Here is a 14,139-nt window from a genome sequence, read left to right as displayed (position 1 = left end):
ACGAAGATTGTTCTGTAGAAGTGCCAGTTGACGAAAGGATTACCCCTGGAACCCGAGCTTGACGCAACAGACCGCCGCATCCTGACCGCACTTCAGCGCGAAGGGCGCGTCACAAACGCCGAACTTTCCGAACGCGTGAACCTTTCACCCTCTGCCTGCCACAGACGGGTGCAGCGTCTGGAACAGGACGGTTTCATCTCGGGCTATGTGGCGCTTCTGGACGCGCGGCGTATGGGCAGGCCGACGACTGTGTTCGTCGAGATCACCCTGCAAGGCCAGACCGAAGAGCTGATGGACGCTTTCGAGCGTGAGGTCGCGCGCCTGCCCGACCTGCTGGAATGTCATCTGATGGCGGGGGCGGCGGATTATCTGCTGAAGATCATCGCCCGCGATTCCGAGGATTACTCCCGCATTCACCGGCAATATCTGTCGCGCCTGCCCGGCGTGGCGCAGATGCAGTCCTCCTTCGCGCTGCGCACCGTGGTCAGGACGACCGCGATTGCCGTCTGAGGCGGCGTCGGACATGGTTCAGAACCGCGTAAAGGATCAACGCCGCATAGGCGATATCCAGAAGCGACAGCAAGAGCCAGAAGCGCGTCACCATCAGCCCGACGATTACGGCAGCACCCAGAAGGACCAGCACCGACTTGTCGCGCGGAATGCGCAGCGATTTCGATGAGGGCGTCGGCACTTTCGAGATCATCAGCCATGCGACAAGCGCCATCCACAGCCCGTAGAGAAACGGATGCTGGCGCGCATCGACCACGCCGTATTGCGTCAGGAACAGCGGCAAAAGCGCCAGCATCGCCCCGCCCGGGGCCGGAACCCCCAGAAAGAAGGGCTTGGCCCCCACCGGCAGCGGTACATCCCGCGTGACGTTGAACCGCGCCAGCCGCAGGCAACAGCAGCAGGCATAGATCAGCACGAACATCCAGCCGGTCGCAAAATCGCGGGCAAGGGCAAACTGAAAGACCAGAATCGCCGGGGCCACGCCGAAATTGACGAAATCCGACAGGCTGTCCAATTCGCCCCCGATCGAACTTGCAGCGTTCAGCCGCCGCGCCAGCAGCCCGTCCAGCCCGTCGATCAGCGCCGCAAAGACCAGTAGCATCGCCGCAATGTCATAGCGCCCCACCAGCACGAAACGGATCGACGTCAGCCCCGCGCACAGCCCAAGGATCGTGACCATATTGGGCAGAAGCATCACAAGGCTGAGGGTCTCGCGCTTGCGCTCGGCCATCGCTCAGCGCTCCCGCCCCGTGCGGCGCGGCTCACCCGAGGTCAGATCGGCCAGCACGGTTTCGCCCGCCACCATGGTCTGGCCCAGACAGACCAGCGGCTCCACCCCCTGCGGCAGATAGACATCGACCCGCGATCCGAAACGGATCATGCCGAACCGGTCCCCGGTCTGCAGCACCGCGCCCTCGGGCACCTCGCACAGGATGCGCCGCGCGACCAGACCGGCGATCTGCACCACGGCGACATCGCGCCCGTCCTCCATCCGCAGGACCAGCGCATTGCGTTCATTGTCGACGCTGGCCTTGTCCAGCGAGGCATTGAGAAACTTGCCCGGACGATAGGCGATTTTCGTGATCCGTCCGGGCACCGGCGCCCGGTTCACATGGCAGTTGAACACATTCATGAACACCGAAACCCGCGTCAGCGGTTCGGCCCCCATGCCCAGTTCGGGCGGCGGTGCGGCCGGTTCGATCAGCGATATCACCCCGTCGGCAGGTGAAATCACCAGCCCCTCACGCAGCGGCGTCACCCGCTTCGGATCGCGGAAGAAATAATAACACCAGAGCGTCAGTCCGACCCCGATCCAGCCCAAGGGTTGCCACAGCAGAAACAGCAGCACCGTGACCGCGCCGAAGACCGGCACAAATTTCCAGCCCTCGCGATGCATGGGCTTCAGAACGGTGGACATCATGCTGGCGGACATCGGCGACCTTTCGTCAGGATGGAAAGCGCCGTTTTACACGCTTCCTGCGACAAGACAACCAAAAGCCCCCCCACAATCAAAGGCCCGCCCGGACACCGGGCGGCCGCACAAGGCTCCGGGCCGCTCTCCTTTTTCTGTCCCAAAATATCCCGGGGGTGAATTTGGCAAAGCCAAAGAGGGGGCAGCGCCCCCTCCTGCCAAAACCCGTGCAGGTCGGGGCAGCCTTCCGACGCCCCCCGGCCGGCGCGCAATGAAAAACCCCCGGCGCCCTGCGGCATCGGGGGTTGATCGTCAGGACGGTCGCCCGTCCCAGCATCGCATCACGTCTTGCGACCTTAAAGCGCGCCTTCGCGTTGCGCCTTCTTGCGCGCGAGTTTGCGCGCACGGCGGATAGCTTCGGCTTGCTCCCGGGCTCTCTTGACGGAGGGCTTCTCGAAATGTTGCTTGAGCTTCATTTCGCGAAACACGCCTTCACGCTGAAGTTTTTTCTTCAGGGCGCGGAGGGCCTGTTCGACGTTATTGTCACGAACGCTGACCTGCATGTGGTTGTCACCACCTTCCTAAGTTGAATTTGCACGATTGTGCAGGCTCGCGGCCTATATCAAACTGCAAAAGACCTGTCCACCCGCGCAGGCGGCGGATGCAGCGCAGATGCGGGGCAGGTTCGCGGCAGGTTCGGGGCACGGCAAGGAGGATCAGAATGCAGGATTCAGGGACGCAGGAACAGGACGGAATGGCACGGGCCGGGGCCGCGATCCTTGAGGCCGCCCTGCCCCATGTGGCCTTTGACGGCTGGTCCGAGGCCACATTTCGCGCGGCCATCACAGAATCGGGTCAGCCCGAGGCACTGGCCCGCGCCCTTTACCCACGGGGCGGGCTTGATCTGGCGCTGGCCTTTCACCGGGCGGGCGATGCGCGCATGGCCGAACGGATGGAGGCCGCCGACCTGACCGGTATGCGCTACAGTGAAAAGGTCGCCTTTGCGATCCGCACAAGGCTTGAGGTGATCGACGACCCCGAGACGGTGCGGCGCGGGATGACGCTGTTTGCCCTGCCGCATCATGCGGGCGAAGGGGCGCGCGCGCTCTGGGGCACGGCCGATGCGATCTGGCATGCGCTTGGCGACACATCCCGCGATCTGAACTGGTATTCGAAACGCGCGGCGCTTTCGGCGGTCTATGGGGCAACCGTACTCTACTGGCTGGGCGATGGCAGCGCCGGACAGGCCGCGACCGCCGAATTCATCGACCGCCGCATCGCCGATGTCATGCGGATCGAAAAATTCAAGGCGGGGCTGCGCGACAATCCGCTGGCGCGAATAATGCGCAACCGGCCCGGAGCGCGCGAAGCCGATCCCGTAGCCCCCCACCCCGCTGAGAAAGACCCGGCAGAGGCCCTGCCCGGACGCTGGCGCTGATCCGGCACCGGAAGAACAGGCCCCGCAATTACTGGCCCCCCGCAGGAATGAAGGAAGAACCCCATTATGACAGCCTCCCTCCCCGAAGCGATGCAGGCCATGGAAATCGCCCAGCCCGGCGGGCCCGAGGTGCTGCGCCCGATCACCGTGCCAGTGCCGGTGCCCGGCCATGGCCAGATCGTGATCCGCGTCGCATGGGCCGGGGTGAACCGCCCCGATGCGCTGCAGCGGGCGGGGCTTTACAATCCGCCCGCCAATGCCTCGGCCCTGCCGGGGCTGGAATGCGCGGGCCATGTCGCGGCAGTGGGGCCGGGGGTCACGCGCTGGAGGCCGGGCGATGCGGTCTGCGCGCTGCTGCCCGGCGGCGGCTATGCGCAATATGCGCTGACCCGGGCCGATCACGCCCTGCCGGTCCCCGAGGGCCTGACCCTGCGTGAGGCGGCCTGCCTGCCCGAGACCTGTTTCACGGTCTGGACCAATGTGGTGCAGCGTGGCAGTCTGAAAGGGGGAGAACGGTTTCTGGTCCATGGCGGCACCTCGGGCATCGGCACGACCGCCATCCAGATCGCGCGGGCACTTGGCGCGCGGGTCTTTGCCACCGCCGGTTCGGATGAAAAATGCGAAACCTGCCTGTCGCTGGGGGCCGAGGTCGCGATCAATTACAAGGATGAGGATTTCGCGGCCCGGATGCGCGCGGCAGACGGCGCGGATCTGATCCTCGACATGGTCGGTGGCAGCTATCTGCCGCGCAATATCAAGGCGCTGGCCGATGACGGGCGACTGGTGCAGATCGCCTTTCTGACCGGATCGAAGGTCGAGCTGAACTTTGCCGAAGTGATGACGCGGCGGCTGACGATCACCGGATCGACCCTGCGCCCGCAATCGGATCTGGCCAAGGCGCGACTGGCGACCGAGCTTGAAACCCATGTCTGGCCGATGATTGCGCGGGGCGCGCTGCGCCCGGTGATGGACAGCGATTTCACGCTGCAGGACGCCCCCCAGGCGCATCGACGGATCGAAAGCCCGGGCCATATCGGCAAGATCGTGATGCGTGTCGATCACGACGACTGACCGACAGCAGTCCCCTGCCCGCGCCGGTGTATCTGTCTCAGCCGCGCGGGGCTGCGGCGCGGCGCAGCCGGTCATTGATCGCGCGGCCCAGCCCCGTCTCGGGGACCGGGGCAAAGCCGATCACCCGGCCCGCCGCCAGCGCATCGGCCTGCCGCAGCAGATGGAACAGCGCCGCCGCCGCCTCGACCAGATCGCCCAAGGGCGACAGGCTCAGGCCCCCCGCGCCCTGCCCTGCCCCCGGGCCGAAACCGACGAACAGCATTCCCGCCTCGGGTGCGGTGACGTTCAGACGCACCGGCGCCTCGGGCGCGTAATGCGACAGAAGCTGTCCGGGGGAGGAAGGTTTCGCCGCATCCCCCCCGCTGGCAATCGGTCCCAGCAACGCCTCCAGCGCCTCGACCGGGACACCGCCCGGACGCAGCAGGACCGGCGTGTCCACAAGCCCCAGAATCGTGCTTTCCACCCCCACGGCGCAGGCACCGCCATCGACCACCGCCGCGATGCGCCCTGCCAGCCCCTCCAGCACATGGGCGGCCCGGGTCGGTGAGACGCGGCCCGACGGATTGGCCGAGGGCGCGGCCAGCGGTCCGCCGAAATCCCGCAGCAGCGCCTGCGCAACCGGATGGACGGGAACACGGACCGCCACCGAATTCAGCCCTGCCGTCACCAAAGGTGAAATCCCCGCATCGGGCCGCAGCGGCAGCACCAGCGTCAGCGGCCCCGGCCAGAACCGTTCCGCCACGGCGCGCGCGCGGTCATCCAGCAGCGCGATCCGTTCCACCGCCGCAAGGTCGGGCAGATGCACGATCAGCGGGTTGAAATGCGGCCTGCCCTTGGCCTCGAAGATCCGCGCCACCGCCCGGTCGTCGCGCGCATCGCCCCCCAGCCCGTAAACGGTTTCGGTCGGAAAGGCGACCAGACCGCCATCGCACAACAGGCCCGCCGCGCGGGCGATCCCTTCGGCATCGGGGGAAAGGGTCGGGGTCTCGGTCATGTCGTGACGCAGCGTTGGCCTTGAAGGGGAATGCCCTTGGGTTACTCTTGGTCGCAACACGGCTCTTAAGGCCGCGCCTGCCGATTGCCAAGTGCGGCAGCAAGCGCACCTGAACGGGAGAGGAGACCCCCATGCCCTACCGCGCGCCCCTCGGCGATTTTCGCTATATCCTCGATCATGTCGTGGGCTTCGATCAGGTGACCGCCACTGACCGCTTTGCCGAGGCGACGGCGGATACGGTCGAGGCGGTGCTGGCCGAGGCGGGAAAGCTGTGTGAAACCGTGCTGGCCCCCTTGCAGCGCCCGGGCGATCAGCATCCGGCGCGGCTGGAAAACGGGGTGGTGCGCACCTCCCCCGGATTTGCCGAAGGGTACCGCGCGATTGTCGAAGGCGGCTGGGTCTCCATCGCCGCCGATCCCGAATTCGGCGGCATGGGCCTGCCGATGACCGTGACCAGTGCGGTGAATGAGATGATGGGCTCGGCCTGCCTGTCGCTGCAACTGAACCCGCTGATGACACAAGGCCAGATCGAGGCGCTGGAACATCATGCCAGCGATGAGATGAAGGCGCTTTATATCCCGAAACTGGTTTCGGGCGAATGGTGCGGCACGATGAACCTGACCGAACCGCAGGCCGGGTCGGACGTGGGCGCGCTGCGCACCAAGGCCGAGCCCAAGGGCGATGGCAGCTATGCGATAACCGGGCAGAAAATCTATATCTCATGGGCCGATAACGACTTCACCGCCAATATTTGCCATCTGGTGCTGGCCCGCCTGCCCGACGGGGCACCCGGCACCAAGGGGATCAGCCTGTTCATGGTGCCGAAATTCCTGCCCGATGCCGACGGCAATCCCGGCGCGCGCAACAGCCTTGCCGTGGTCAGCCTTGAACACAAGATGGGCCTGCACGGATCGCCCACCGCGGTGATGCAATATGACGGGGCGACAGGCTGGCTGGTCGGCGAGCCGCACAAGGGCATGGCGGCCATGTTCACCATGATGAACAATGCCCGCCTTGGCGTCGGGGTGCAGGGCATTTCCGTGGCCGAAGGGGCCTATCAGCACGCTTTGGCCCATGCGATGGAGCGCCGTCAGGGCAAGACCCCGGTGCCGGGGGCCGAAACCATCGCGGCCCATGCCGATGTGCGCCGCATGCTGGCCGAGATGAAGGCCCAGACCTTTGCCGCCCGCGCCATCGCCTTGGCCTGTGCGGTTGCCATCGACATGGGCAATGCGACCGGATCGGCGGAATGGAAGGCCCGCGCGGCGCTGCTGACGCCGATTGCCAAGGCCTTCGGCACCGATACCGGCATCGAGGTCGCCAGCCTTGGCCTGCAGGTGCATGGCGGTATGGGCTTCATCGAGGAGACCGGCGCGGCGCAATATTTGCGCGATGTGCGCGTCACCGCGATCTATGAGGGCACGAACGGCATTCAGGCGATGGATCTGGTGGGCCGCAAGATGATGGATGGCGGTGAGGCGGCGTTCCGCCTGATCGAAGAGGTAGAACAGAACGCCCATTCGGTGCGCGGCGCCTATCCCAATATGGCCACCGCCGTCTGGAATGCCGCCGAATCGCTGCGCGAGGCGACCGAATGGCTGGTCGCGCAGGAGATGAACGACCGTTTTGCCGGGGCGGTGCCTTACTTGCGCGCCTTCGCGCTGGTTCTGGGGGCGCATTGTCACCTGAAGGCCGCGATGGCCGAAGGCGAGGACGGCCCCCGCACCCGGCTGGCCCGGATCGCGGTGAAACGGTTGCTTCCGGCCCATGGCGGGCTTATCCAGCAGATGCGCGAGGGGGCATCGGGTCTTTACGCGCTCAGCGACGGGGATCTGGCGGCGTGAAACAGGACCGGACGGGCAGGATCAGATATCCCTGGGACAGCCCGCCCGACACCGGAACAGCGATTGAAGTTGCGGAAGGTGTGCTGTGGATGCGGCTGCCTTTGCCGATGGCGCTGGATCATGTGAATGTCTTCGCGCTGGACGATCCCGACGGCTGGACGCTGGTCGATACCGGCTTTGACAGCCGTAAATCCCGCGCGGTCTGGGAAAGCCTGCTGGCCGGGCCGCTGGCGGGGCGGCCCATCGCGCGGGTGCTGGTCACCCATCACCACCCCGACCATATCGGTCTTGCAGGCTGGTTTCAGTCGAAAGGGGCAGAGCTTCTGACCACGCGGACGGCATGGATCTATGCGCGGATGCTGGTGCTGGACGAACAGGACCGCCCTTCACCGGAGCAGATCGCGTTCTGGCAGGGCGCGGGAATGGACCCGGCGCTGCTGGAAAAGCGCCGAAACGAACGCCCCTTCAATTTTGCCGATGTGGTGGCCCCGCTTCCGCCCGGATTCACCCGCATCCGGCAGGGTGACCAGCTGCGCCTTGGTGGGCGGGACTGGCTGGTGCGCACCGGCGACGGCCATGCGCCCGAACAGGCGACCCTGTGGCAGATGGGCGGCCCGCTGGTGATTGGCGGCGATCAGCTCTTGCCCTCGATCTCGGCCAATATCGGCGTCTATCCGACCGAACCGCTGGCCGATCCGCTGGCCGAATGGCTGCAGAGTTGCCGCGCCTTCCTGCCCCATGCGCAGCCCGGTCAACTGGTGCTTCCGGGCCATAAATTGCCCTTCACCGGCCTGCCCCTGCGCCTGCGCCAGATGATCGAGAATCACGAGGGCGCGCTGGCCCGCCTGCTGGATCATCTGACCGAACCGCGCCGCGCAAGCGACTGTTTCATCCCGATTTTCGGGCGGCAGATCGAGGGCGATGCCTATGGTCTGGCGCTGGTTGAGGCCGTGGCCCATCTCAACCACCTCTTGCATCTGGGGCAGATCGCGCGGACCATGGGCGCCGATGGCGCATGGCGCTGGACCCGGACAGGTGGACCGCAATGACCGATGAAATCGCAACCCTTGCCGAAGCCCATGAGCGCACGGCCCTGCCGCTGGCCCGCGTCGTGCATTGCGACCCGGAGGCGCCTGAAACGGTCGAGGAACAGCCCTTGCCCGAGGTTCTGGCGGATCGTCCCGTCAGCCAGAAAAGCCCCGCCGAATGGGCCTATCAACGCCTGATCCTTTATCTCAAGAACTTTGAGGAACAGCTGGACCGCGATCAGGAAATCGCCATGGGCTATGCCGGAAACGAGGCCGGCGTGCTGCGGATCGAGGGAATCGGGCATTTCGACCCCGATATCATCACCTTTTACGGGCGCAATCAGGGCGGACAGCGGATGCAGGTCATCCAGCATGTGACCCAGTTGAATGTCGCCCTGATTGCCGTGGCCAAGGAAAGCCCCGAGGAAAAGCCCGCCCGCCGCATCGGGTTCCGCCTTGTGACCGAGATGAAGGGCGCAGATCGCCCCCAGACCGTGCGTCGTGGACGCGGCAAAGCCGGTTCAGACACCAAGCCACCCGCCGAAAAGCCGCCCGCCGACAAAAATCCCGCCAAAGGCGGAAAAACCGGCGGGACATGACGCCGCGCCGCCGCGCATCCTGCGTGACAGCCCGGGATGAATCGGCTAAAGCGCAGGAAACCGACCTGAACAGGGGATGAACCAGATGGCCGACCACAAGCATGATCACGGGCATGACCATGGGCACGCAGCCGAACATGAACATGGCACGATGGATATTTCCGTTCAGGAAAAGACCTTTGCCGGGTTTGTCCGCATGACGACATGGGGTGCGGGCATCTCGATCGGCATTCTGGTCTTCATGGCGCTTGTGAACGCCTGATCGCGCCTTTCCGGCCCTTGCGGGGTGCCGGACCGGACCCTGCGCCGGACCGGGCCCCAAGCGCCAGACTGCTGCAAGCCATTTTCAAGGATATCCGATGCGTCGCGTCTTCCTGTGCCTTGCGGCACTTCTGATCCTCGGGGCCTGCGGGGCCGCCGAACCGAAATGGGCCCCGGATACGGATGTCGCCGCTGCGCGCTATGTCCATCCCGGCCCCGCGACCATCACGCTTTACACTGTTCTGACCACCCGCGACGGCAGCGGCGCCCATTCGGCGCTGATGATCAACGGATCGCAGCGTGTGATGTTCGATCCCGCCGGAACATGGCACCATCCACGCCTGCCCGAACGCAATGACGTGCATTTCGGCATGACCCCGCTGATGGTCGATTTCTACATCGATTACCATGCGCGCGAGACCTATGACGTGGTCGAACAGGTGATCGAGGTCTCGCCCGAAGTCGCGGAACTGGCGCTGCAGCGGGTCATGGCCTATGGCGCGGTGCCCAAGGCGCAATGCACGGTCGCGACCTCATCGGTGCTGCGCGGCTTGCCCGGGTTTGAACACCTTGGATCCTCGTGGTTCCCGGACCGCCTGATGACCGATTTCGGCCAGATCCCGGGCGTGCGCTCAAAGACCTATACCGACAATGACACCAACGACAATCATGGTGTCCTGCTGGTGCAGGCGGGCGATCCCCGGCTGGAATAAGTTCCGATGCGCGCCGCCATCCTGCGGGGTCTGCCCAAGGCGCGGATCCCCGAGGCGGCGCAGATCTACTGGGACGCCTTCGGGGGCAAGCTGGGGGCCGTTCTGGGCCCCGAGGATCAGGCGCTGGCCTTTCTGGCGCGCACGATCCGGCCAGACCACTGTTTTCACGCCATGGATGATGCGGGCCGCCTGCTGGGCCTTGCCGGGTTCAAATCGCCCGAGGGGTCCTTTGCGGGCGGCAGTGCCGCCGATCTGCGCGCGGTCTATGGCCGATGGGGTGGATTATGGCGTGGCGCGCTGCTGAACCATCTGCAGCGCGAGGTGGAAAACCGCCGATTCCTGCTGGACGGGATCTGCGTTGCACGGCCCGCACGCGGACAGGGCATCGGCACGGCCCTGATGCGGGCGGTCTTTGCCGAAGGGCGCGCGCGGGGTTATGGATCAATCCGGCTGGATGTGATCGACGCCAACCGCCGCGCAAGGGCGCTTTATGAACGGCTGGGATTTGTCGTGTTGCGGCATGACCGGGCGGGGCTGATCGGTCATGCCTTCGGCTTTCAGGCCAGTCTGGCGATGGTGCGCCCGCTGGGGGATGATGACCGCTGGCCCTGACCGCCGATGCGTGCGGTCAGTCGAATATCCCCGTCACCCGACCGAACAGCATGAAGGCCCGCGCAGTGCGGGTTTCGGTCAGATCGGCGAGTTCGGCATCCGATGCATTGGTCTCGAACTCGGCAAAGGTGCGGTCGAAACTGCGCAGGAAGTGATGGGCCGCGTCGCGGAAAACCGGGTCCTCACGCATCCGCGCGGCGGTCAGCGCAAGGCTGGACCGGTCCCGCACCCCACCCAGCCCCGCAATCGCGCGGCCCCGTTCACCGGCGGCAAACCGGCGCCAGATCTCGGGGCGGCAGCGTTCGGGCTTGAGGTCATCCATATAGATGCCCTCCTGACTGAGAAGGGTCAGCACATCCTGCGCCGCGCGGATCAGGCGTGAGGATTTGCGATCCTCCAGCGCCAGACGCAGCGCGCGGAATCCCGCCTTGTCATCGGGGCTTTCGGGAAAATGCAGGGCGCGCACGAAATCGGCCACCGAAAGCGGCGCGCGCAGATCCTCGGCCGGGGTGCCAAGCGCCAAAGCGGGCTGTTCATCGGCAGAATTGGCCACCGGCACCGACAGCGCCGCCTTGCGATCCGCCGAAGGAACGCTCAGCGCCGTGTCGCGGCGCGAGGTGAACATCGCAAGCTGGCTTTCGGTCTTTTTCTGGGCTGCCGCGATTTCCTCGATCTTGCGTTCGACCGAGGGTTTCGCGGTGCCCGTCTGCTGCCCGATGACATAGGCATGGCGCATCGCATCAACCGTGACCTGCAGGCGCGCAGCCTCATCCCGCAGCGCGCGGATCGTCCGGGCGGTTGAGACGATGCCCCAAATCAGCGCCAGGGGCAGGAAGACGACCAGCAGGGTCATCAGAATCGAGAGCGGCCCCGTCAGCACGCTTTCCGAGGCCAGCGCGAATTGCATCGCCACCGCCCCGGCCCAGACCAGAGCCAGCAGCAGTGCAACAATCTCGGACAGGGGGCGACCATCGGCCGCCGGGGGCGTCGGTGTCACGCCGATCGGCGTCGTGCTGTCCTTTGCGTCACTCATCCCGGGTCACCTGTCCCTGCCCGCTGTCGCCGGCCCGCCACCTGACCTGCCCGCCACCTGCCCGGCCCGCTCTCTGCCTGGCCCGCTCTCTGCCCGGACGGATCAGACGTATCGGATCGACAGAATCTCATAGCTGCGGTCGCCACCGGGGGTCTTGACCTCGACGCTGTCGCCTTCGTCCTTGCCGATCAATGCACGGGCCAGCGGGCTTTTGATGTTCAAAAGCCCCTTTTCCAGATCGGCCTCAGGTTCACCGACGATCTGATAGGTGCGCTGTTCATCGGTGTCCTCATCGACCAGCGTGATGGTCGCACCGAATTTCACCGGACCGGACAGTTTGGCGGGGTCGATCACCTCGGCCAGCGACAGGATCGCCTCAAGCTCCTTGATGCGGCCCTCGATAAAGCTCTGCTTTTCCCGCGCGGCATGGTATTCGGCATTTTCCGACAGGTCGCCATGTTCGCGCGCCTCGGCGATTGCCCGGATCACCTCCGGCCGCTCGACCGATTTAAGCTGCTTGAGTTCCCCGTCCAGTGCCACATTTCCGGCGCGGGTCATCGGTATTTTTTCCATCGGCCTTCACTCAAAAACAAGAGAGCCACAGCCGACCGGCCATGACCCTTCAGAGGTTCCCTTTCCGTTACCCAACACCACCAATCCGGCAATTGCAACAGGCTTGGCGATGCCCGTGGCAAGGAAGTGCCGGAAGCGGCGGGTCCGCCCGCACGGTCCCCCACCCCTGCCGGAAATTTGACGCCGCATTGCGGCATCGCGCCGGGACGTCACGATTGACCGCAGGGAGAGGTTCGGGCAAACCCGGCAGGAAAGCGGAAAAGCCAGCAGTCAGGGGGAAGCCATGTCCGGTCAGGTGACGCGCGAGCAGATGGAATATGATGTCGTCATCGTCGGCGCAGGGCCTGCGGGCCTGTCGGCGGCGATCCGGTTGAAACAGCTTGATCCCGACCTGTCCGTCGTTCTGCTGGAAAAAGGCTCCGAGGTGGGGGCGCATATCCTGTCCGGCGCGGTGCTGGACCCTTCGGGGCTAGATGCGCTGATCCCCGACTGGCGCGACCGCGGCGCGCCGATCCACACCCCGGTGACCGAGGATAATTTCTACCTGCTCGGTCCTGCCGGGCAACTGCGCATCCCGAACTTGCCGATGCCGCCCCTGATGAACAATCACGGCAATTATATCGTCTCGATGGGCAATGTCTGCCGCTGGATGGCCGAACAGGCCGAGGCGCTGGGGGTCGAGATCTTCCCGGGCATGGCCTGTTCCGCGCTGGTCTATGACGGCGACCGCGTGGCGGGCGTCGTGGCGGGTGAAATGGGTCTGGCCGCCGATGGCACGCCCGGCCCCCAGTATGAACCCGGCATGGAACTTCTGGGCAAATATGTCTTCCTGTCCGAAGGTGTGCGCGGATCACTGGCAAAAGAAGTCATCGCGAAATACGACCTGTCTGCCGGGAAATGCCCACAGAAATACGGGCTGGGCATGAAGGAAATCTGGGAGATCGACCCCGCCAAGCACCGTCAGGGCAGCGTGACCCATACGATGGGCTGGCCGCTGGGCGGGAATGCAGGCGGCGGCAGCTTCATCTACCATCTTGAAAACAATCAGGTCTATGTCGGTTTCGTGGTCCATCTGAACTACGAAAACCCGCATCTTTACCCCTATATGGAGTTCCAGCGCTTCAAGCATCATCCGATGGTGGCCGAACTGCTCAAGGGCGGCAAACGCGTGGCTTACGGCGCGCGGGCGATTTCCGAGGGCGGCTGGCAGTCGATGCCGAAGATGGTCGCCCCCGGCGTGGCGCTTCTGGGCTGTTCGGTCGGCATGGTCAACGTGCCGCGCATCAAGGGCAATCACAATGCCATGCTGTCAGGCAAGGCCGCAGCCGAGGCCGCCCATGCCGCGATCCATGCTGGCCGGGCCGGGGATGAACTGACCGATTACGAGACCGAGGTGCGCGGCGGCGCGATCGGCCAGGACCTGAAAAAGGTTCGGAATGTGAAACCCTTCTGGTCGAAATGGGGGCTTTTCCCGTCTCTGGTGCTGGGCGGGTTCGATATGTGGACGAACAACCTTCTCGGCCTGTCGCTGTTCGGCACCCGGAAACATGGCAAATCCGATGCCGCAGCGACCGGCAAGGCCGCCGATTTCGCACCAATCGCCTATCCCAAACCCGATGGCGTGCTGTCCTTCGACCGTCTTACCAATGTGGCCTTTTCCTTCACCAACCATGAGGAAAGCCAGCCCGCGCATCTCAAGCTCAAGGACCCGTCGGTGCCGATCGCGGTGAACCTGCCGCAATTCGCCGAGCCGGCGCAGCGCTATTGCCCGGCGGGCGTTTATGAGGTCGTGGCCGAGGAGGGCAAGGAGCCGCGCTTTGTCATCAACTTCCAGAACTGCGTCCATTGCAAGACCTGCGATATCAAGGATCCAAGCCAGAACATCCACTGGACGGTGCCGCAGGGCGGCGACGGGCCGAATTATCCCAATATGTAACGCAGATTTGTGCATGTGGGCGGGCGCGGGGGCGGCCTGCGCCCGCACGCGCATTGCCTTGCGTGCCGGGCGGGCCTAGGGTTGTCGCGCAGCGATCCGGTGCCGGATTGCTGCCG

At 65.1% G+C, this 14,139-nt stretch carries 16 protein-coding genes; 10 read left to right on the top strand and 6 right to left on the bottom strand.

Annotation, left to right across the window (positions count from 1 at the left end; genetic code table 11):
* The first annotated feature begins 27 nt into the window (after nucleotides 1-27).
* The gene (locus JL811_RS02350; protein ID WP_237684735.1) at nucleotides 28-510 is read left to right on the top strand and encodes an Lrp/AsnC family transcriptional regulator; all 483 of its coding nucleotides are present in this window, start codon (nucleotides 28-30) and stop codon (nucleotides 508-510) included.
* Here the strand turns inward: JL811_RS02350 and pssA are convergent.
* The 3 genes from pssA to rpsU all read right to left on the bottom strand — a co-directional run bounded on the left by pssA (nucleotide 485) and on the right by rpsU (nucleotide 2,484).
* Nucleotides 485-1,240: a CDP-diacylglycerol--serine O-phosphatidyltransferase gene (pssA, locus tag JL811_RS02345; RefSeq protein WP_202686700.1), complete on the bottom strand. Its 756-nt coding sequence runs from the start codon at nucleotides 1,238-1,240 to the stop codon at nucleotides 485-487. The two genes, JL811_RS02350 and pssA, sit on opposite strands and share 26 nt — an antisense overlap.
* A 3-nt stretch (nucleotides 1,241-1,243) precedes the next feature.
* Nucleotides 1,244-1,942 (bottom strand): phosphatidylserine decarboxylase, encoded by a 699-nt coding sequence (locus JL811_RS02340; protein ID WP_202686699.1) that lies wholly within the window; start codon nucleotides 1,940-1,942, stop codon nucleotides 1,244-1,246.
* A 335-nt stretch (nucleotides 1,943-2,277) separates the two neighbouring features.
* Nucleotides 2,278-2,484 carry a 30S ribosomal protein S21 gene (gene rpsU / locus JL811_RS02335; RefSeq protein ID WP_202686698.1) on the bottom strand — a complete coding sequence of 69 codons (207 nt, stop codon included), beginning with the start codon at nucleotides 2,482-2,484 and terminating at the stop codon, nucleotides 2,278-2,280.
* Nucleotides 2,485-2,642: 158 nt separating this feature from the next.
* Here rpsU and JL811_RS02330 point away from each other — a divergent pair, with 158 nt between their 5' ends.
* Nucleotides 2,643-3,359, top strand: a complete 717-nt coding sequence (locus tag JL811_RS02330; protein WP_237684734.1) for a COQ9 family protein — start codon at nucleotides 2,643-2,645, stop codon at nucleotides 3,357-3,359.
* Nucleotides 3,360-3,425: 66 nt separating this feature from the next.
* Entirely contained in the window at nucleotides 3,426-4,430 is a 1,005-nt protein-coding gene (locus JL811_RS02325; RefSeq protein ID WP_237684733.1) for an NAD(P)H-quinone oxidoreductase, read from the top strand.
* A gap of 37 nt (nucleotides 4,431-4,467) precedes the next feature.
* Here JL811_RS02325 and JL811_RS02320 read toward each other — a convergent pair whose 3' ends face one another.
* On the bottom strand, nucleotides 4,468-5,424 hold the full coding sequence (locus tag JL811_RS02320; protein ID WP_202686697.1) for an L-threonylcarbamoyladenylate synthase: 957 nt from the start codon (nucleotides 5,422-5,424) through the stop codon (nucleotides 4,468-4,470).
* A 131-nt stretch (nucleotides 5,425-5,555) separates the two neighbouring features.
* Between JL811_RS02320 and JL811_RS02315 the strand changes: the two genes are divergently transcribed.
* From JL811_RS02315 to JL811_RS02290, 6 genes are all read left to right on the top strand, one after another.
* Nucleotides 5,556-7,268, top strand: coding sequence for an acyl-CoA dehydrogenase (locus JL811_RS02315; RefSeq protein WP_202686696.1), 1,713 nt, complete (start codon nucleotides 5,556-5,558; stop codon nucleotides 7,266-7,268).
* An 89-nt stretch (nucleotides 7,269-7,357) separates the two neighbouring features.
* Complete coding sequence (locus tag JL811_RS02310; protein ID WP_202686695.1) at nucleotides 7,358-8,317, top strand: MBL fold metallo-hydrolase; 960 nt, start codon at nucleotides 7,358-7,360, stop codon at nucleotides 8,315-8,317.
* The gene (locus JL811_RS02305; protein ID WP_337924699.1) at nucleotides 8,314-8,895 is read left to right on the top strand and encodes a DUF6173 family protein; all 582 of its coding nucleotides are present in this window, start codon (nucleotides 8,314-8,316) and stop codon (nucleotides 8,893-8,895) included. The genes JL811_RS02310 and JL811_RS02305 overlap by 4 nt, the downstream gene beginning before the upstream one ends.
* A gap of 85 nt (nucleotides 8,896-8,980) precedes the next feature.
* Nucleotides 8,981-9,157, top strand: a complete 177-nt coding sequence (locus JL811_RS02300) for an aa3-type cytochrome c oxidase subunit IV (RefSeq protein WP_202686694.1) — start codon at nucleotides 8,981-8,983, stop codon at nucleotides 9,155-9,157.
* 97 nt (nucleotides 9,158-9,254) lie between these two features.
* The gene (locus tag JL811_RS02295) at nucleotides 9,255-9,869 is read left to right on the top strand and encodes a hypothetical protein (protein WP_202686693.1); all 615 of its coding nucleotides are present in this window, start codon (nucleotides 9,255-9,257) and stop codon (nucleotides 9,867-9,869) included.
* A gap of 6 nt (nucleotides 9,870-9,875) precedes the next feature.
* Entirely contained in the window at nucleotides 9,876-10,481 is a 606-nt protein-coding gene (locus JL811_RS02290; RefSeq protein ID WP_202686692.1) for a GNAT family N-acetyltransferase, read from the top strand.
* A gap of 16 nt (nucleotides 10,482-10,497) precedes the next feature.
* On the opposite strand, the gene JL811_RS02285 is transcribed toward JL811_RS02290, so the two are convergent.
* A complete protein-coding gene (locus JL811_RS02285) occupies nucleotides 10,498-11,514 on the bottom strand; it encodes a hypothetical protein (protein ID WP_202686691.1) in 1,017 nt (338 codons plus the stop codon).
* 102 nt (nucleotides 11,515-11,616) lie between these two features.
* Complete coding sequence (gene greA, locus JL811_RS02280; protein WP_202686690.1) at nucleotides 11,617-12,087, bottom strand: transcription elongation factor GreA; 471 nt, start codon at nucleotides 12,085-12,087, stop codon at nucleotides 11,617-11,619.
* Nucleotides 12,088-12,370: 283 nt separating this feature from the next.
* Between greA and JL811_RS02275 the strand changes: the two genes are divergently transcribed.
* The gene (locus tag JL811_RS02275; RefSeq protein WP_202686689.1) at nucleotides 12,371-14,023 is read left to right on the top strand and encodes an electron transfer flavoprotein-ubiquinone oxidoreductase; all 1,653 of its coding nucleotides are present in this window, start codon (nucleotides 12,371-12,373) and stop codon (nucleotides 14,021-14,023) included.
* The last annotated feature ends 116 nt before the right edge of the window (nucleotides 14,024-14,139 follow it).

Origin of the sequence: Szabonella alba (genome assembly GCF_016765775.1) — a bacterium.
Classification (GTDB): Bacteria; Pseudomonadota; Alphaproteobacteria; order Rhodobacterales; family Rhodobacteraceae; genus Szabonella; species Szabonella alba.
The sequence above is the reverse complement of the archived record's forward strand: the minus strand, read 5'-3'. Positions and strand labels throughout refer to the sequence as shown.

Coding starts and splice junctions, on each gene's coding strand:
- JL811_RS02340 (WP_202686699.1), bottom strand. CDS start 1,942: ATGTCCGCCAGCATGATGTCCACCGTTCTGAAGCCCATGCATCGCGAG.
- JL811_RS02330 (WP_237684734.1), top strand. CDS start 2,643: ATGCAGGATTCAGGGACGCAGGAACAGGACGGAATGGCACGGGCCGGG.
- JL811_RS02295 (WP_202686693.1), top strand. CDS start 9,255: ATGCGTCGCGTCTTCCTGTGCCTTGCGGCACTTCTGATCCTCGGGGCC.
- JL811_RS02320 (WP_202686697.1), bottom strand. CDS start 5,424: ATGACCGAGACCCCGACCCTTTCCCCCGATGCCGAAGGGATCGCCCGC.
- greA (WP_202686690.1), bottom strand. CDS start 12,087: ATGGAAAAAATACCGATGACCCGCGCCGGAAATGTGGCACTGGACGGG.
- pssA (WP_202686700.1), bottom strand. CDS start 1,240: ATGGCCGAGCGCAAGCGCGAGACCCTCAGCCTTGTGATGCTTCTGCCC.
- JL811_RS02310 (WP_202686695.1), top strand. CDS start 7,358: ATGCGGCTGCCTTTGCCGATGGCGCTGGATCATGTGAATGTCTTCGCG.
- JL811_RS02325 (WP_237684733.1), top strand. CDS start 3,426: ATGACAGCCTCCCTCCCCGAAGCGATGCAGGCCATGGAAATCGCCCAG.
- JL811_RS02275 (WP_202686689.1), top strand. CDS start 12,371: ATGTCCGGTCAGGTGACGCGCGAGCAGATGGAATATGATGTCGTCATC.
- JL811_RS02300 (WP_202686694.1), top strand. CDS start 8,981: ATGGCCGACCACAAGCATGATCACGGGCATGACCATGGGCACGCAGCC.
- JL811_RS02290 (WP_202686692.1), top strand. CDS start 9,876: ATGCGCGCCGCCATCCTGCGGGGTCTGCCCAAGGCGCGGATCCCCGAG.
- rpsU (WP_202686698.1), bottom strand. CDS start 2,484: ATGCAGGTCAGCGTTCGTGACAATAACGTCGAACAGGCCCTCCGCGCC.
- JL811_RS02285 (WP_202686691.1), bottom strand. CDS start 11,514: ATGAGTGACGCAAAGGACAGCACGACGCCGATCGGCGTGACACCGACG.
- JL811_RS02305 (WP_337924699.1), top strand. CDS start 8,314: ATGACCGATGAAATCGCAACCCTTGCCGAAGCCCATGAGCGCACGGCC.
- JL811_RS02315 (WP_202686696.1), top strand. CDS start 5,556: ATGCCCTACCGCGCGCCCCTCGGCGATTTTCGCTATATCCTCGATCAT.